Below are 14,376 nucleotides of genomic sequence, written 5' to 3'. Positions count from 1 at the left end.
GTATTAAAGCATCAACCAGTGGATATATTCTAATACCATTTCTAATTCAGAAAAAGATAATAGCTGAATTAAATTAGTTCAACTAGCTTATTCTCACAAAACAAATAAATTAATGAAAAAACATTTTACATATTCATTGATTAATGTTTAATTACACTCCGAAAACAAGCCTGACAATAAACTACCCACTGTAAAGATAATATTTATACAGTTAGTTACTTTGTAGTTTTATATTCTAAAAACAAATGAGAAATAAAACATTGAAAGCATCAGCTCATATATTAATCTTTTCGCTGTTTATTAGTACAAGCCTTTCTAATCCAGCAGCAGCTAATATGACTCGCTACCAAACACCATTTGAACAAGCCATATGGACGTTTAATGGTGACCAGTTTAGCTGCCAGATAGAGCATAAAATAACTGGCTTCGGTAGTATGAAGATGGAAGCGCTTCCAGGTGAGACACTCAGATTAGAGTTAACGGCTGACTGGCTGACACTCAACCAAACCCAAAGCTCAATTAAGATCACCCCACCCACCTGGAAAAAAAGCCACACAGCACTTGGTGAAACACAATTAATATGGCAAGGCAATAAGGCCACCAGTAATACCAGTATCAACCCTTTTCTAGAGGCTCTCGAACAGGGCTTTGCCTGGCAGGCCATTATCGACGGCAGTGAAACAGCGTCATATTTGGTCAGCAGCAGTCCGGTAAACACTGGCCAAGTTGCCAACCAATTTAGACTTTGTCGCCATCAACTTTTACCTAAGCCTTTCTCTTATGTTCGTAGTGTCGAGCTGTTTTTCAGTCCAGGTTCGAGCCAAATCACAATGGCTCACGAAACAGATCTCGACGCGATCACTCAATATGTGAAAGCTGACAGCTCTATCACCCAAGTGTTAGTCGATGCCCATGCAGATAATAACGGAGAGCACTTAGCAAATTTAGTGCTAAGTAAAGAGAGAGCCGATGAGATTTCAGCTAGGTTAGTGGAGCTAGGCTTGCCAAAAAGATTAATCCAAGCCAGGCATCACGGTGCCAGGGAACCAAAAGTATCTAACAAGACCCAGGATGGCAGGGATGCTAATCGCCGCGTAATGATCCGTTTAATAAAACGCCCCAACAAGATCGCGACAAAAAGAACTGCTGGAGTTGAATATGGTTCTTAATCAAATAAGGCTCGTAGATACCTCTTTATCAACGAGTGAACTGTCGCAGTTGAAATATCAAGGTTTCGACCTTTGGCAACCGGATGATAAATCCCTCTGGCTGTCTATGATAAATATTTCAAACTGTACAACAGAAGAAGCCATCATAAAGCTAGCTCAACATCCTGCTAGAAATCAGGTGGCACTACTCGATCCTGAACAGACAGAGCTTGCAACCACAGCAATGCAGTATGGCGTTCAAGACTACTTATTACTTCCTCTGGAAATTGCACAAGTTTGTGCACTTGCACAGAGATTAAGACGCCTTGAACAGCTGGACTCAGAACTGATAGTCGCATCACCTGTGAGTCGTCAACTCATGATGTTAGCCCACAGAGCAGCGACAACTGAAGCGACTGTGTTACTCACAGGAGAGAGTGGCACAGGCAAAGAGCCACTAGCCCGCTATATTCACCGCCACTCTGCCCGAGCCGATAAACCTTTTATCGCAGTCAATTGTGCTGCAATTCCTGAGAGCATCTTAGAGTCGATTCTTTTCGGTCATAACAAGGGAGCTTTTACCGGAGCCACTTGCGATCAACCTGGCAAGTTTGAACTGGCCAATGGCGGTACCCTGTTACTCGATGAGATTGGAGAAATGCCAGCAGTGCTACAAGCCAAGCTTCTTAGAGTATTGCAAGAAAGGGAGGTCGAGCGACTGGGGGGGCATAAGTCGATTAAGCTAAATATCCGAGTCATTGCCTCAACCAATAAAAATCTGAAAAAAGCGGTTAAATCAGGCAGTTTCAGAGAAGATTTGTTTTATCGACTCGATGTTTTGCCCTTAAAAATTACGCCATTAAGAGACAGGCGCGCAGACATTCTTCCGTTAGCTGCGCATTTTTTACAAAGGTACAAGCACCTTGCAGGTGATCAACAGTGTTATTTCAGCGAACCAGCTAAGCAACGCCTCACTTCTCATAACTGGCCTGGAAATGTGAGGGAGTTGGAGAACACCATTCAACGAGCATTAGTCATGAGAAGAGGTCAGGCACTTCAAGCTGCAGAACTCGGTATTGAAACAGACTCCCCCCTCAACTGCGGACAAAAAGAGCAGAGTAAGCAAGGGTTAAAAGCCTCTAAACGCCAAGCTGAGTTTCAGTACATTCTGGACACCCTCAGAAAGTTTAATGGTCACAGAATTCAGAGTGCCGACTCTCTAGGTATGACGACCCGAGCCTTGAGATACAAGCTAGCGCAAATGCGAGAAGAGGGCATAGATATAGATCTAGCCCTAGGTAAAGCAGCCTAAATATCAGTTCATAAATTTGTTTTAGATAGGAAATACAGATGCAAAACTCAACCATTATCAGTCCTCAATCTATGATGAATACTCTAAGTATTCACACTGAGATGGCTAAAGGAGCCATAAAAATCCCTCAAAACCCGAGAGATTTAGGCATACAAGCCCCCTCCTTCACCGAGTTAATGGAGAGTAAGGTCGCGGCAGTAAATACAGATCAAAATGCATCATCAGCCTTAATGAGGGCGGTCGATAGTGGCGAAAGTGATGACTTAGTCGGCGCTATGGTCGCATCTCAAAAGGCAAGTCTTTCGTTTTCAACCATGATCCAGATCCGAAATCGATTAGTTCAGGCCTTTGATGAAGTAATGAAAATGCCCCTCTAACGTCTAAGTTGATCAATTCATAATGAATCAACCCGTTTATCAGTTTTAGAAAAGCCGCAAGCCTATGCGATTTTTTGTAAGGATTAAACAATGTCTACAACTTTAGCTCAACCGAGCCCCGCTATTACAGATGTGTCAGAGAAGAGTGACTTACTCTCGACGGCAAGAAGTAAATGGCAACAGTTTAACAACGGCGACAAGCAAGTACTGATTCTGGCAATACTTGCCAGTGTTGTTGCTTGTGTGATCGTGCTACTTCTTTGGACTGCCAGTCAAGGATATCGTCCACTCTATGGCCATCAGGAGCAAGTTGAAACCTCTGAAATTATCGAAGTGCTCGAAGCTGAAGGCATAAAATATCGACTAGAGGCAAACACCGGACTCGTCTTAGTACAGGAAGATAAGCTAGGAAAGGCACGTATGGTGCTAGCAGCCAGAGGCGTGAAAGCAAGAGTACCATCTGGCATGGAGTCATTGGATAATTCAAGCATAGGCACCAGCCAATTTATGGAGCAAGCTAAGTATCGCCATAGTCTTGAAGGCGAACTATCCAGAACAATTATGGCACTCAAACCGGTTCGGACGACCCGGGTACACCTAGCCATTCCTAAGCGCACCCTGTTCATCCGTCAGCAGCCTGAACTACCGTCAGCCTCTGTGATGTTAGACCTTTATGCTGGTAGTAATATCCAACCTAACCAGATAGAAGCAATAGCTAGCTTAGTCGCAGCAAGTGTCACAGGTATGACACCTGAGCGTGTACAGATTATCGATCAAGAAGGCAACCACCTCAGTTCAGGTCTTGCCATGAATCAAGACATCACTCAGGCAAGAGACAGGCAGCTTAAATATACCCAAGAGCTGGAACAGAGTCTTATCAGCCGCGCATCAAGCATGCTTACTCCTGTACTGGGTCAGGACAATTTTCAAATTCAAATTTCGGCTAAAGTTAACTTTAATCAAGTCGAAGAAACCCGAGAATCTCTGGATCCACAAACAGTAGTCTCACAAGAAAAGCAGAGCTCAAACGAGACCAATTCAAGCATGGCCATGGGAATTCCAGGAGCCTTGAGTAATCAAGCCCCCACGGCTAATGCCGAGGGTGACGACAACGGTCGCCGCAACCTAAACCAACAAGAGAGTCGCCAATTTGAAGTTGGCCGCTCGGTCAGACACACGCGTTTTCAACAGATGCAGCTAGAAAACCTCTCAGTCTCTGTTTTATTGAATACCCAAGCCGCCGGCGAAAATGGCTGGAGTGAGGCTCAGCTTTCTCAGCTTGGGGCTATGGTGCAAGACGCCATTGGTTTTACAGCGATGAGAGGCGATCAGTTCAGTATCAATAGCTTCGACTTTGCCCCGGTACAAATAGCAGTATTTGAGCCTGTGCCTTGGTGGCAAACCGAAGGCTATCAAGCCTATCTAAGATACTTTATCGGCGGCATACTCGGCTTTGGATTAATTCTGTTTGTATTGAGACCACTTGTGTCTCACCTAACTCGAACAGCCGAACCTAAGACTCAGCAAGATGATGCCACAAGTATCCCAGAGTTAGACTCACCATCTCATAGTCAGCTAGCGAATAAGGAACAAGCTAGTGACTCTCAAGCCCTAGCCGATCAGTTGATGGGACTGGATAGAGACATGTCAAACAGTGACTGGATCAGCAATCAAGGTTTACCACCACCAGAATCTCCGCTAACGGTGAAGATGGAACACCTTAGCTTACTCGCGAATCAGGAACCGGCGCGAGTCGCAGAAGTGATAGCCCATTGGATCGGCGACAACGAGAACGAGAAATAGCAGCAAACCAGAGATCGATAGCTTGGTGTAATAACAGATTAACTGACAGGATAGAGACTGTGAACAAGAGTGAACTTGGAATAAAAATGGACAATCTGGGGCAGGCTGCCATGTTGCTGCTGAGTATGGGTGAGAAAGGTGCCGCTCAAGTAATGGCGCACCTAGACAGACATGATGTTCAACACTTAAGTCATAAAATGGCGCGTCTATCGAGTATCACTCAGCAAGAAGCCGAGGCAGTATTGGGTCGCTTCTTTATGCGTTATCAGGAGCAATCCGGCATCGCCCGTGCTTCTCGATCATATCTACAAAAAACATTAGATCTTGCACTCGGTGATCGGGTAGCAAAAAGTTTGATCGATAGTATCTATGGTGACGAGATTAAGACATTAGTTAAGCGTCTCGAATGGGTAGATCCTCAGCTACTCGCCAGAGAGATCACTAATGAACACAGCCAACTTCAGGCCGTACTACTCGGGCTATTACCACCTGAAAGCGCAGCCCAAGTGTTACTTAGCTTGCCTGAAGCTGGTCAAGATGAGGTTCTGGTTCGTATCGCTAAATTGGGCGAATTAGATAGAGATGTCGTCGATGAACTCAGACAACTGGTCGAGCGCTGTATGTTAATCGCTATGGAGAAAAGCCACACTCAAGTCGCCGGTATCCGCCAGGTTGCCGATATCCTCAATCGCTATGAAGGCGATCGGGAGCAGTTGATGGAGATGATCAAACTTCATGACAGACAGTTAGCCAGTAATGTGGCCGATAACATGTTCGACTTCATCATTCTTGGCCGACAAAAGCCTGAGACGTTGCAGGAGATCATGGCAATTGTTCCACCAGAAATGCTAGCTCTTGCACTCAAAGGCATAGAGACTGAGCTTAAAACCACACTACTGGATGCCCTACCGAAACGTATGTCATCGGCAATTGAGACACAAGTTGATGCTATCGGCGCTGTACCTCTTAGCCAAGCAATTACAGCTCGTAAAGAAATCATGGAACTGGCTAAACAGATGATGGATGACGGTGAAATTGAGTTGCAGTTGTTCGAAGAGCAAGTCGTAGAGTGATGAAAATAACTAGCAATAACCTCACAATCATAGAGCCCCAGCACTTCGAAGAACAGGTGGTTGAATAATGAAATCTATACAAAAAAGTGTTGACCCTAAATGGCGCTTGAAAAGTGATCTCGCTAGGCGCCACAGGTTTAGCCCTCTAATACCCGATCAAACAGTAAAGAACAATGGTGAGCCTGGATGGCAGGATTACCAAGCCGCCTTTGATAAAGGCTACGATGATGGCCTGTCTAAGGGTCATCAGGAGGGATTCGAATCGGGTTCCGAGGAGGGACGTCGAAGCGGCCACGCGAATGGCTTTAGCCAGGGACGAATAGAAGGCCAACTGAAAGGAAAAGAGGCCATAGATGACCAATTCAACAGTCTTCTTGCTCCTCTTGGTGCACTCAAGTCTTTATTGGAAGATGGGCACCTCAGTCAGGTAAATGCTCAACAGCAGCTTATATTAGATTTGGTACGCCGTGTAGCACAGCAGGTCATTCGTTGTGAACTTACACTGCAGCCACAGCAGATATTATCTCTGGTCGAAGAAACGGTTGCCTCGCTACCCGATACTCGCTCCGAGATAAAAATTCATCTGGAACCAACTGCAGTCGAACGCTTACGAGAACTGGCAGCAGACAAGATTCAAGATTGGACTCTGGTTGAAGACACAGGTATTTCCCCCGGAGGCTGCCGTATTGTCAGTGACAAGTCAGATGCTGACGCATCAGTTGAAACTCGCCTAAATGCCTGCATGGATCAGGTAGAGGCTAAACTTTACATATCTGATACTAATTCCAGTGATAGCCAGCAATCACAAGGGTTAGCCTCAACGGAAAACATGCCTGAAATTGAGCTTGAGAATGCTTAATACCCAACCCAATAGCGCCGAGATCCTCGACTGGCCAACTATTCCGGTAGCACAAGTATATGGCCGCCTAACACGAGTCAACGGTCTGTTATTAGAAGCCGTTGGCTGCCAATTAGGCATGGGAGACAGGTGTAATATTGAGTGCCGTGATGGACGCTTGGTAGAAGCTGAAGTCGTGGGATTTAACAAAGAAACGCTTTGCTTGATGCCCATCGAACACACATCAGGCCTAATGCCGGGTTCACGGGTGATGCCTGTAGCAGAACAAGCTCAAATCCCGGTTGGAAGTGCCTTATTAGGTCGTGTGATCGATGGTTTAGGTCAGCCTTTAGATCATCTCGGCAAGCTCAATAATACCCAAACAGTTACGCCATCAAATCGCACTATTAATCCACTGCAACGTAAGCCGATTCGAGAGCCTTTAGATGTGGGTATTCGTGCCATCAATGCCCTGCTTCCCATAGGACGCGGCCAGCGTTTAGGCCTTTTTGCGGGTTCTGGCGTAGGTAAGAGCGTATTGCTTGGCATGATGACACGCTTCACCGAAGCCGACGTAGTCGTGGTAGCCCTAATCGGCGAACGCGGTCGTGAAGTCAGGGAGTTTATCGAAGAATCTCTGGGTGAAGAGGGCCGTCGCCGAGCGGTTGTGATTGCCGCTCCAGCCGATACAACCCCGTTAATGCGCTTAAGAGGCATGCGTCTTAGCCACCACATAGCGGCCGCCTTTCGGGATCAAGGAAAACAGGTACTACTACTGGTTGACTCATTGACTCGCTTTGCCCAGGCACAACGTGAGATAGCACTCAGCCTTGGAGAGCCACCAGCCACTAAAGGCTACCCACCTTCGGCATTTGCTCAGCTTCCAAGCCTTGTGGAGCTTGCCGGTAATGGCAAACACCCTACTGGTACGTTAACAGCCTTCTACACTGTATTAACCGAAGGTGATGATCAACAAGATCCTATCGCCGACTCTGCTCGGGCTATCTTAGATGGCCATATTGTACTGAGCCGAAAGCTGGCCGAACAGGGTCACTTCCCCGCCATCGATATTGCCAGCTCGGTGAGTCGCTTAGCTAAACAAGTTAGCACCAGGCAAGTGATCAGTTGGGGACATACCTTTAAGCAACTCAATAGCCGCTATAACGACGTCAGAGAATTACTTCCTCTAGGCGGTTATCAGGCAGGACATGACACTCAAATGGATCTGGCCGTTAGCGCTTACCCCAAAATGGCTGAGTTTCTACAGCAAGAGATAGAGCAAAAGTCTGAATTGACTCAGAGCCTGAATGAACTCGAGCAACTCATCAACCTTATTAAGGCGGACCAATGAAGCAACTATTAATACTCTGTCAGCAAGAAGAAAAAAAGCTCGGCCGACTGGGTAACCAAAGAGCCGATGCCCAAACTAGGGTTACAGAGAATCACAAGCAGCGTCAGGCTATCGATAACATGCTCAATGAATATCATGGCAGTAGCAGCCATAGAGTTAATCCTCTGTTACTGCAAAATAATGCTAATTTGCTCTCCACGTTGAAGCCTTTACAGAGCAAACTCGATAAGCAAGAGGTGCTGCTACAACGGGAACATCAACGAATGGATGGACTATGGCGAAGGCAACTCGGACGCCAAAAGGGATTATCTTGGCTCTATGAGCAACGTAAATCGGAGCAACGTAAAGCTATCGATGCTCAGGAACAAAAGCAGTTAGATGATCTCTCATCGAGATATCAAAACCAGGGATAGCAGGAATAATTAAGCTAACGCTTCCTATAATCCCTTACTAGCACCGTAATCGACATTTTTCTCGGTATCACGACTCAGCAGGTTATTGATCACAGTCTGCTGAGACACCAATAATTTACCATTCGCTTCATTGGTCTGCTGGCTTTCTTTGACGAGCGCTAACAAATTCTCCCATAGCAAGTTAACCTGCAGTGAACTTTGTTTAGGTAGCTTATCGATCAGCTTCTTCATACCGTTAGCATCTTCACTGAAGCCTAACTGATTTAATGCATCACTGCGTTTTTTAGCTTTAACCATCAGCTCATCACAGAGCCGAGTCTGATGCTGATTATGATGCCTAAGGCCATCATTATCTCTTCGCTGCATTAGCTCACGTTGCCGATTGAGCAAGCTCTTTAACTGCTTATAGCCTTCGATATCCTGTCGAATGCCACGAACAAGTGTTTGAAGTATCTCTCTTTTAGAACTCATAAACAGGACCCGCTTTAACCGTGCTGCTGCAACATAGCCTCAGAGATCGCATCCAGATCTAGCTTAAATGTCCCCGATTTTAGTGATTGACGAATTTCATCAATTCTTGCCTGATCAACGTCTTCAAGTAGCTCAAGTTCCGATTGAGAGCCTGTCAGTAATTGCCAATCATCACTGACAACTTTATGTTCAGCTTGTATCGATTTCTCTGGGTTATCTTGCTTTACAAGGGGCTGTGCCTGATCCTTCTTAGTACTAATTTCAGTGCTGATAGCACTGTTTATCTTTTGAATTTCCATCTGTTTCACCGAAAGTAATGGTCGTTACTCCCTTAAAGCGACCCAAAAGCATCTAGACTAAAAAAACAAGAAGCAAATACTCATAAATAAGGCAGATTTTATAGCCGCTATAGCATTGAATATTAAAACTGCGTCGCCACCCGGCCTTTGGCGGTTGGATAAGCGGTGATGACCTTGCCAGAACTTAAGTTTTTGACCCTAATCGCCTGCCCCTCTCCACCAGACTCCAAAGCTTCCCCCTGCATGTTGGCGTAGAAACCATCGCTTCGAGCCTCGATAATGACCTTATCCCCAATATTTACCCACTGTGGTGCACTGAGACTCTGAACTTGTATCGCCTTGTGACGACGCAGGCCTCGGATCACCTGCCGACCAACGATCTCATCGATTCGAGTCGCTAGATTTCTGTCAGAGGAACGGAGAGTGATCGACTGCCAATCCAGATCACTCCTACTCACCAATTCACCCCGCTTCATTGCTCGGTTAGCAACAGGGATCGAAACCCTTACCTTGACATTGGCACGTACAAACATAGACCAACCTTGGGGATGACATTCAATACGTCTCTGAATGTTGCCAAAAGCAAGCCCAGTAGCTCCATCTATCGTCAAAGCGTCAGAACAAACCTCTAAATTTGCCGCTCCGGAAGGCACCCTAATAGCAACTTCATGATGCAGACTCTTCACTCCAGTCTGCTTCTGCCACTGCTTAAGCTCCCTGGCAATCAGCTGAGTAAATTCAGCCTCGATCTGTTCATTGACCGACAAGACACTTCCCTGTGACAAAGATAGCGGAAGCAGAGACGACAACAAGATAAACAAACAGGAAAGAAGAGTTCCGTTCCATTTATAAAAATAACTGCAAGCCATTAAAAAACCTCAATAAAAATAATTGGCACGTAATTTGTAACGTAGCAACAACAAGAAATAAACCGAACATACACTACTAGGAGTCGCGATGGCTATCAACCTCGATGCCGCACTTGGCATACACCCACAAACACTCGATTTTCGCGTCGAGCGTAGCAAGATGCTGGCAGGTAATCTAGCCAACGCAGAGACCCCTGGCTACAAGGCCAGAGATCTCGACTTCAAAACAGTAATGACTCAGATCAATGCGGGTATGGGCCACGATAGAAGTTATCAAGCAGCCTATCGAGTGCCCTATCAGACATCCGGGGATCAAAATACCGTTGAGCTAGGTAAAGAGCAGGCTAGATACTCGCGAAATGCGATGGACTACCAAACCAGTCTCACATTTCTCAACATGAAAATTTCCGGGCTTAAGTCCGCCATCGAAGGTCAGTAGGAGCTGTAACTATGTCTTTTGGAGAGATCTACGATATTGCAGGTGCAGGCATGCACGCTCAAACAATACGTCTCAACACAGTCGCGAGTAATCTAGCAAACGCAGGTGCCGCCGCTGAAACACCGGAAACAGCATTCAGAGCACTCAAGCCCGTGTTCTCAACCATCTACAAACAAACCCAGGAAGGGCAACTTTCCGGTGCCCATGTGGAAGTCTCTGCCATTGTCGAAGCCGATGCACCATTGGATATGCGTTATGAGCCAAACCATCCCTACGCTGATGAGCAAGGTTATGTGGCTTATTCGAATGTGAACACAATCGATGAAATGGCCGACATGATGGCTGCGAGTCGATCTTTCGAAACCAATGTAGAAGTGATGAACCGTGCCCGCTCTATGCAACAGGGTCTGCTGCAATTAGGAAGCAATTAAGATGAGTATCAATACTGTTTCAAATCAAAATGAAACCAAGCAGGGTAACAATCCGGAGATAAAGGCATCCTCAGGTGGAGCCACACAATCGACCAGCACTAGCTCGTCAGATGGTAATGCAGCAACAATCAAAAATGATTTTTTAACCTTGATGCTCGCCTCTATTCAAAATCAGGATCCGACTAGCCCCGTAGATAATAATGAATTTGTCACCCAGATGGCGCAAATATCTCAAGTAGAAAGTCTGGAGATGATGCGAGCCAATCAGGCGATGAGCATGATCATGATGGAGAACCTAGGCATAGTGCAATCGGCGCAGTTGATTGGTAAAAGTGCCATGGTCCCGGCCTCTGAGTTTGAGATCGATACAGACGCGATTGATGGCAAGATCTATCTTGAAAATACCACTGAAGAGCTAACGCTAGAGATCACCGATGAAGATGGTGAAGTGGTCGCCACTATCGATTTAGGTTCACAGGAAACCGGTGACATCGCTTTCACCATAGATCCTGACAAATTAGACCTACCTCCAGGCGAATATGCCATCAAAGCTAAGGCTACCGATGGCGAAGATACCCTCACCGCCGATACTTTCATCAAGGCTCCCATAGAAAAAGTCCACTTCGTCAGTGCATCCGGCGTGATGATGGCTGAGCTTGGTAATGGCTTAGGCACAGTATCAGTATTGGATATATCTGAAGTTTCATAACATTACGTTAGCTAAAGATTAAAAAGCACAATAACGATTAATTCAAGGATAAACCGAATGTCATTTAATATTGCACTGAGTGGATTGCAAGCAACCACCCAAGATCTTAATACCATAAGTAACAATATCGCCAACTCATCAACCGTTGGTTTCAGAGGTGGTCGCAGCGAGTTTTCAGCCATTTATAACGGCGGTCAACCAGGTGGTGTCAACGTCATGTCCACCAGCCAGAACTTCTCCATGGGCGGTGGCTTAGCCTATACGGGTCGCGAGCTGGATATGGGCATCGAAGGCAATGGCTTCTTTATGTTGTCAGCCACTGATGGTACTACGCTCTACTCCAGAGCGGGTATGTTCAACCAAGATGCAGACGGTTATGTGGTCGATCCTGCCGGTAACCGGGTTCAAGGCTATACAGTGGGTGCTAATGGTCAGCTACAGACGGGTAATGTGAGTGATCTACAGGTTCACTCGGGGTCACTCGCGGCAAAAGCGACCACCAACATAGGTCAGGTCTCTAATTTAGATGCCCGAGTCGAAAAAATTGATCAAACGGCAAATCCATTCGATGCTGATGATGCCTCGACTTACCACTCATCGGGTACTGTCACGGCTTATGACTCTTTAGGTAAAGAACATGCTTTGACCCAATATTATGTCAAAACCGGCGATAACCAATGGCAGGTTCACTACATGATGGACGGTGAAGAAGTCACTCCACCGGGTGGTCACTCTTTGGAGTTTGATTCTGACGGTAACCTGATAGCCGGTGACAGCCTGACTCTTAATATTGCCGACCCGGATATTGTCGGCGGCGCATCAGCCCTGAGTCTCGCACTTAGCTATGACAAGAGCACCCAATACGCCTCTGATTACAACAACTCCAGCCTGACACAAAATGGCTATACTTCGGGCGACCTTAACGGCATACGCATCGATGAAGACGGCATACTTTTTGGCACTTATACCAATGGACAGGAGCAAACCCAAGGCCAGGTGGTATTGGCATCATTCAACAATCCTAACGGCCTTACACCGGCCAGCCAAAACGCCTGGACCGCCACTAATGCCGCAGGCCAGCCCATGATAGGCACTCCGGGAACAGGGACCTTCGGTGGTGTTTTCGGCGGCTACCTCGAAGGCTCTAATGTCGATCAAACGGCAGAGATGGTTAACCTGATGACAGCCCAGCGCAACTATCAATCAAATGCCAAAGTTCTACAGACCAATGCCAGCATGCAACAATCACTGCTTAATGCCATTTAAAGGATCTGACCATGGATAAGATGCTATACACGGCGGCAACGGGTGCGGCTAGGGTTATGGAAGCACAAACCATACGTGCCAATAACTTAGCCAACGCCGAAACCACTGGATTTAAGGCCGACCTTGAGCGCGTCAATGCCAAGGTACTCGCTCCTACGGGAAACAGTCTGCACACACGGGTGATGGCGCAAACCGAGAGTAGTGGCTTTAGCCAACAAGCTGGTGCGATGAACCCCACAGGCAGAACCTTAGACCTTGCCATTCGTGATCAAGGCTTGTTTACCGTGATGACGGAACAAGGCGAAGCTTACACCCGCTCCGGCAATCTGGTTCCCGATACCAATGGTCAACTCACCATAGATGGTCGGCCTGTGGCAGGCATCGATGGCCCCATAGTTCTACCCGAATATCGACAACTCTTTATCGGTGATGATGGCAGGATCAGCGTAGTTGCAGCCGAAGGTGGCATCATCGAAGAGGTGGGTCTACTCAAGTTGGTCAAGCCTGAACTGAATGCCGTTGATAAAGGACTGGACGGCATGTTTTACAGCCGTGACGGTAACATCCTACCAGCCAGTGAAGAAGTACGAGTAGACAGTGGCTTCTTAGAAGCCAGTAACGTCAATGCGGTCAATGAACTCATCGCTTCAATGGATCTCAGTCGCCAGTTTGAAGTTCAGGTCAAACTAATGAAGACCGCAGAAAAGTTAGCCGAAGCAGGTAACAGGTTGATCCGTAACGCCTAAGAGATAGGCACATTTATCAGTTAAAGAATTAAGGAATAAAAATGCAATCCTCGTTATGGGTAAGTAAAACCGGCCTCACGGCTCAAGACATCAAGATGACCACCATAGCCAACAACCTGGCAAACGTAAATACCACAGGATTTAAGCGTGATCGTGTGGCATTCAACGATCTCTTCTATCAGACACAGCGTCAGCCAGGCGGTCAGGTCGATGAACTGAACGAGCTACCTTCAGGCCTGCAGCTTGGAACTGGTACTCGAGTAGCAGGCACCCAGAAGGTATTTACCACTGGCGACCTGCTAACCACCAATCAGCAACTTGACCTTGCCATCGAAGGTCAAGGTTTCTTCCAGATAGAGGAACCAAATGGTGAATTGTCATTTACCCGAGACGGCCAATTCTATCGTAACAGCGACGGCTTGATGGTGACTTCACAAGGCTTACCTCTAGTTCCCAATATCGAGATCCCTGAAGATGCACAAACCATCACTATCGCCACTGATGGTGTAGTCAGTGCACAAATCTCGGGTCAGGCAGAATCACAGGAGCTAGGGCAGATCACCTTGGCAAATTTCACCAATCCAGCAGGCTTAGAGTCTCGCGGCGATAACCTTTACCGTGAAACGAGTGCCTCAGGAGCAGCAATTGAAGGGGTAGCAGGCGATCAGGCCATCGGCCAGCTACGCCAGGGGGCTCTTGAAGGTTCCAACGTTAACGTGGTTGAAGAGATGGTTGAAATGATCTCGACTCAACGTGCCTATGAGATGAATGCCAAGGTGGTATCCGCCTCAGATGACATGTTGAAGTTCCTCAATCAGGCGCTTTAAGCCT

Annotated in this window: 17 protein-coding genes; 14 read left to right on the top strand and 3 right to left on the bottom strand. The window is 46.7% G+C overall.

The annotated features are described in order from the left end of the window. Positions 1-335: 335 nt before the first annotated feature. From FS373_RS22670 to FS373_RS22635, 8 genes are all read left to right on the top strand, one after another. Entirely contained in the window at positions 336-1,169 is an 834-nt protein-coding gene (locus FS373_RS22670; RefSeq protein ID WP_227993161.1) for an OmpA family protein, read from the top strand. Beyond that, positions 1,159-2,460 carry a sigma-54 interaction domain-containing protein gene (locus FS373_RS22665; protein WP_152830682.1) on the top strand — a complete coding sequence of 434 codons (1,302 nt, stop codon included), beginning with the start codon at positions 1,159-1,161 and terminating at the stop codon, positions 2,458-2,460. Before FS373_RS22670 ends, FS373_RS22665 begins: the two co-directional genes overlap by 11 nt. Positions 2,461-2,498: 38 nt before the next feature. Beyond that, positions 2,499-2,837: a flagellar hook-basal body complex protein FliE gene (fliE, locus tag FS373_RS22660; RefSeq protein ID WP_077750702.1), complete on the top strand. Its 339-nt coding sequence runs from the start codon at positions 2,499-2,501 to the stop codon at positions 2,835-2,837. A gap of 90 nt (positions 2,838-2,927) precedes the next feature. Next, a complete protein-coding gene (gene fliF / locus FS373_RS22655) occupies positions 2,928-4,640 on the top strand; it encodes a flagellar basal-body MS-ring/collar protein FliF (protein WP_152830681.1) in 1,713 nt (570 codons plus the stop codon). Positions 4,641-4,726: 86 nt separating this feature from the next. Beyond that, a complete protein-coding gene (locus FS373_RS22650) occupies positions 4,727-5,713 on the top strand; it encodes a flagellar motor switch protein FliG (protein WP_152830737.1) in 987 nt (328 codons plus the stop codon). 67 nt (positions 5,714-5,780) lie between these two features. Beyond that, positions 5,781-6,572 (top strand): flagellar assembly protein FliH, encoded by a 792-nt coding sequence (fliH, locus tag FS373_RS22645; RefSeq protein ID WP_152830680.1) that lies wholly within the window; start codon positions 5,781-5,783, stop codon positions 6,570-6,572. Then, the gene (fliI, locus tag FS373_RS22640; RefSeq protein WP_144044354.1) at positions 6,565-7,902 is read left to right on the top strand and encodes a flagellar protein export ATPase FliI; all 1,338 of its coding nucleotides are present in this window, start codon (positions 6,565-6,567) and stop codon (positions 7,900-7,902) included. The genes fliH and fliI overlap by 8 nt, the downstream gene beginning before the upstream one ends. Further along, complete coding sequence (locus tag FS373_RS22635) at positions 7,899-8,315, top strand: flagellar FliJ family protein (protein WP_144044353.1); 417 nt, start codon at positions 7,899-7,901, stop codon at positions 8,313-8,315. The genes fliI and FS373_RS22635 overlap by 4 nt, the downstream gene beginning before the upstream one ends. Before the next feature lie 24 nt (positions 8,316-8,339). Here the strand turns inward: FS373_RS22635 and FS373_RS22630 are convergent, their stop codons facing one another. The 3 genes from FS373_RS22630 to flgA all read right to left on the bottom strand — a co-directional run bounded on the left by FS373_RS22630 (position 8,340) and on the right by flgA (position 9,852). Next, positions 8,340-8,786, bottom strand: a complete 447-nt coding sequence (locus FS373_RS22630) for a flagellar protein FlgN (RefSeq protein ID WP_144044352.1) — start codon at positions 8,784-8,786, stop codon at positions 8,340-8,342. Positions 8,787-8,800: 14 nt separating this feature from the next. Next, on the bottom strand, positions 8,801-9,085 hold the full coding sequence (flgM, locus tag FS373_RS22625; protein ID WP_152830679.1) for a flagellar biosynthesis anti-sigma factor FlgM: 285 nt from the start codon (positions 9,083-9,085) through the stop codon (positions 8,801-8,803). A 122-nt stretch (positions 9,086-9,207) separates the two neighbouring features. Then, positions 9,208-9,852, bottom strand: coding sequence for a flagellar basal body P-ring formation chaperone FlgA (gene flgA / locus FS373_RS22620; RefSeq protein WP_227993158.1), 645 nt, complete (start codon positions 9,850-9,852; stop codon positions 9,208-9,210). A gap of 190 nt (positions 9,853-10,042) precedes the next feature. Here flgA and FS373_RS22615 point away from each other — a divergent pair, with 190 nt between their 5' ends. The 6 genes from FS373_RS22615 to flgG are packed head-to-tail and all read left to right on the top strand — an operon-like array spanning position 10,043 to position 14,372. Beyond that, a complete protein-coding gene (locus tag FS373_RS22615; protein WP_077750693.1) occupies positions 10,043-10,393 on the top strand; it encodes a flagellar basal body rod protein FlgB in 351 nt (116 codons plus the stop codon). Positions 10,394-10,404: 11 nt separating this feature from the next. Next, a complete protein-coding gene (gene flgC, locus FS373_RS22610) occupies positions 10,405-10,824 on the top strand; it encodes a flagellar basal body rod protein FlgC (RefSeq protein ID WP_144044349.1) in 420 nt (139 codons plus the stop codon). A gap of 1 nt (position 10,825) precedes the next feature. After that, positions 10,826-11,533, top strand: a complete 708-nt coding sequence (locus tag FS373_RS22605) for a flagellar hook assembly protein FlgD (protein WP_144044348.1) — start codon at positions 10,826-10,828, stop codon at positions 11,531-11,533. 57 nt (positions 11,534-11,590) lie between these two features. Then, the gene (flgE, locus tag FS373_RS22600) at positions 11,591-12,799 is read left to right on the top strand and encodes a flagellar hook protein FlgE (RefSeq protein ID WP_144044347.1); all 1,209 of its coding nucleotides are present in this window, start codon (positions 11,591-11,593) and stop codon (positions 12,797-12,799) included. A gap of 11 nt (positions 12,800-12,810) precedes the next feature. Then, the gene (locus tag FS373_RS22595; RefSeq protein WP_077750689.1) at positions 12,811-13,545 is read left to right on the top strand and encodes a flagellar basal body rod protein FlgF; all 735 of its coding nucleotides are present in this window, start codon (positions 12,811-12,813) and stop codon (positions 13,543-13,545) included. Between the two features lie 41 nt (positions 13,546-13,586). Continuing rightward, a complete protein-coding gene (gene flgG, locus FS373_RS22590; RefSeq protein WP_144044346.1) occupies positions 13,587-14,372 on the top strand; it encodes a flagellar basal-body rod protein FlgG in 786 nt (261 codons plus the stop codon). The last annotated feature ends 4 nt before the right edge of the window (positions 14,373-14,376 follow it).

The organism is Shewanella sp. YLB-07 (assembly GCF_009377275.1).
Note: the sequence above shows the minus strand (reverse complement) of the source record. Positions and strands in the feature narration are given on the sequence as shown.

What these genes read in the sequence shown, in the direction of transcription:
- FS373_RS22670 (WP_227993161.1), top strand. Translation starts at nt 336, where the DNA reads ATGACTCGCTACCAAACACCATTTGAACAAGCCATATGGACGTTTAAT.
- FS373_RS22665 (WP_152830682.1), top strand. Translation starts at nt 1,159, where the DNA reads ATGGTTCTTAATCAAATAAGGCTCGTAGATACCTCTTTATCAACGAGT.
- fliE (WP_077750702.1), top strand. Translation starts at nt 2,499, where the DNA reads ATGCAAAACTCAACCATTATCAGTCCTCAATCTATGATGAATACTCTA.
- fliF (WP_152830681.1), top strand. Translation starts at nt 2,928, where the DNA reads ATGTCTACAACTTTAGCTCAACCGAGCCCCGCTATTACAGATGTGTCA.
- FS373_RS22650 (WP_152830737.1), top strand. Translation starts at nt 4,727, where the DNA reads ATGGACAATCTGGGGCAGGCTGCCATGTTGCTGCTGAGTATGGGTGAG.
- fliH (WP_152830680.1), top strand. Translation starts at nt 5,781, where the DNA reads ATGAAATCTATACAAAAAAGTGTTGACCCTAAATGGCGCTTGAAAAGT.
- fliI (WP_144044354.1), top strand. Translation starts at nt 6,565, where the DNA reads ATGCTTAATACCCAACCCAATAGCGCCGAGATCCTCGACTGGCCAACT.
- FS373_RS22635 (WP_144044353.1), top strand. Translation starts at nt 7,899, where the DNA reads ATGAAGCAACTATTAATACTCTGTCAGCAAGAAGAAAAAAAGCTCGGC.
- FS373_RS22630 (WP_144044352.1), bottom strand. Translation starts at nt 8,786, where the DNA reads ATGAGTTCTAAAAGAGAGATACTTCAAACACTTGTTCGTGGCATTCGA.
- flgM (WP_152830679.1), bottom strand. Translation starts at nt 9,085, where the DNA reads ATGGAAATTCAAAAGATAAACAGTGCTATCAGCACTGAAATTAGTACT.
- FS373_RS22615 (WP_077750693.1), top strand. Translation starts at nt 10,043, where the DNA reads ATGGCTATCAACCTCGATGCCGCACTTGGCATACACCCACAAACACTC.
- flgC (WP_144044349.1), top strand. Translation starts at nt 10,405, where the DNA reads ATGTCTTTTGGAGAGATCTACGATATTGCAGGTGCAGGCATGCACGCT.
- FS373_RS22605 (WP_144044348.1), top strand. Translation starts at nt 10,826, where the DNA reads ATGAGTATCAATACTGTTTCAAATCAAAATGAAACCAAGCAGGGTAAC.
- flgE (WP_144044347.1), top strand. Translation starts at nt 11,591, where the DNA reads ATGTCATTTAATATTGCACTGAGTGGATTGCAAGCAACCACCCAAGAT.
- FS373_RS22595 (WP_077750689.1), top strand. Translation starts at nt 12,811, where the DNA reads ATGGATAAGATGCTATACACGGCGGCAACGGGTGCGGCTAGGGTTATG.
- flgG (WP_144044346.1), top strand. Translation starts at nt 13,587, where the DNA reads ATGCAATCCTCGTTATGGGTAAGTAAAACCGGCCTCACGGCTCAAGAC.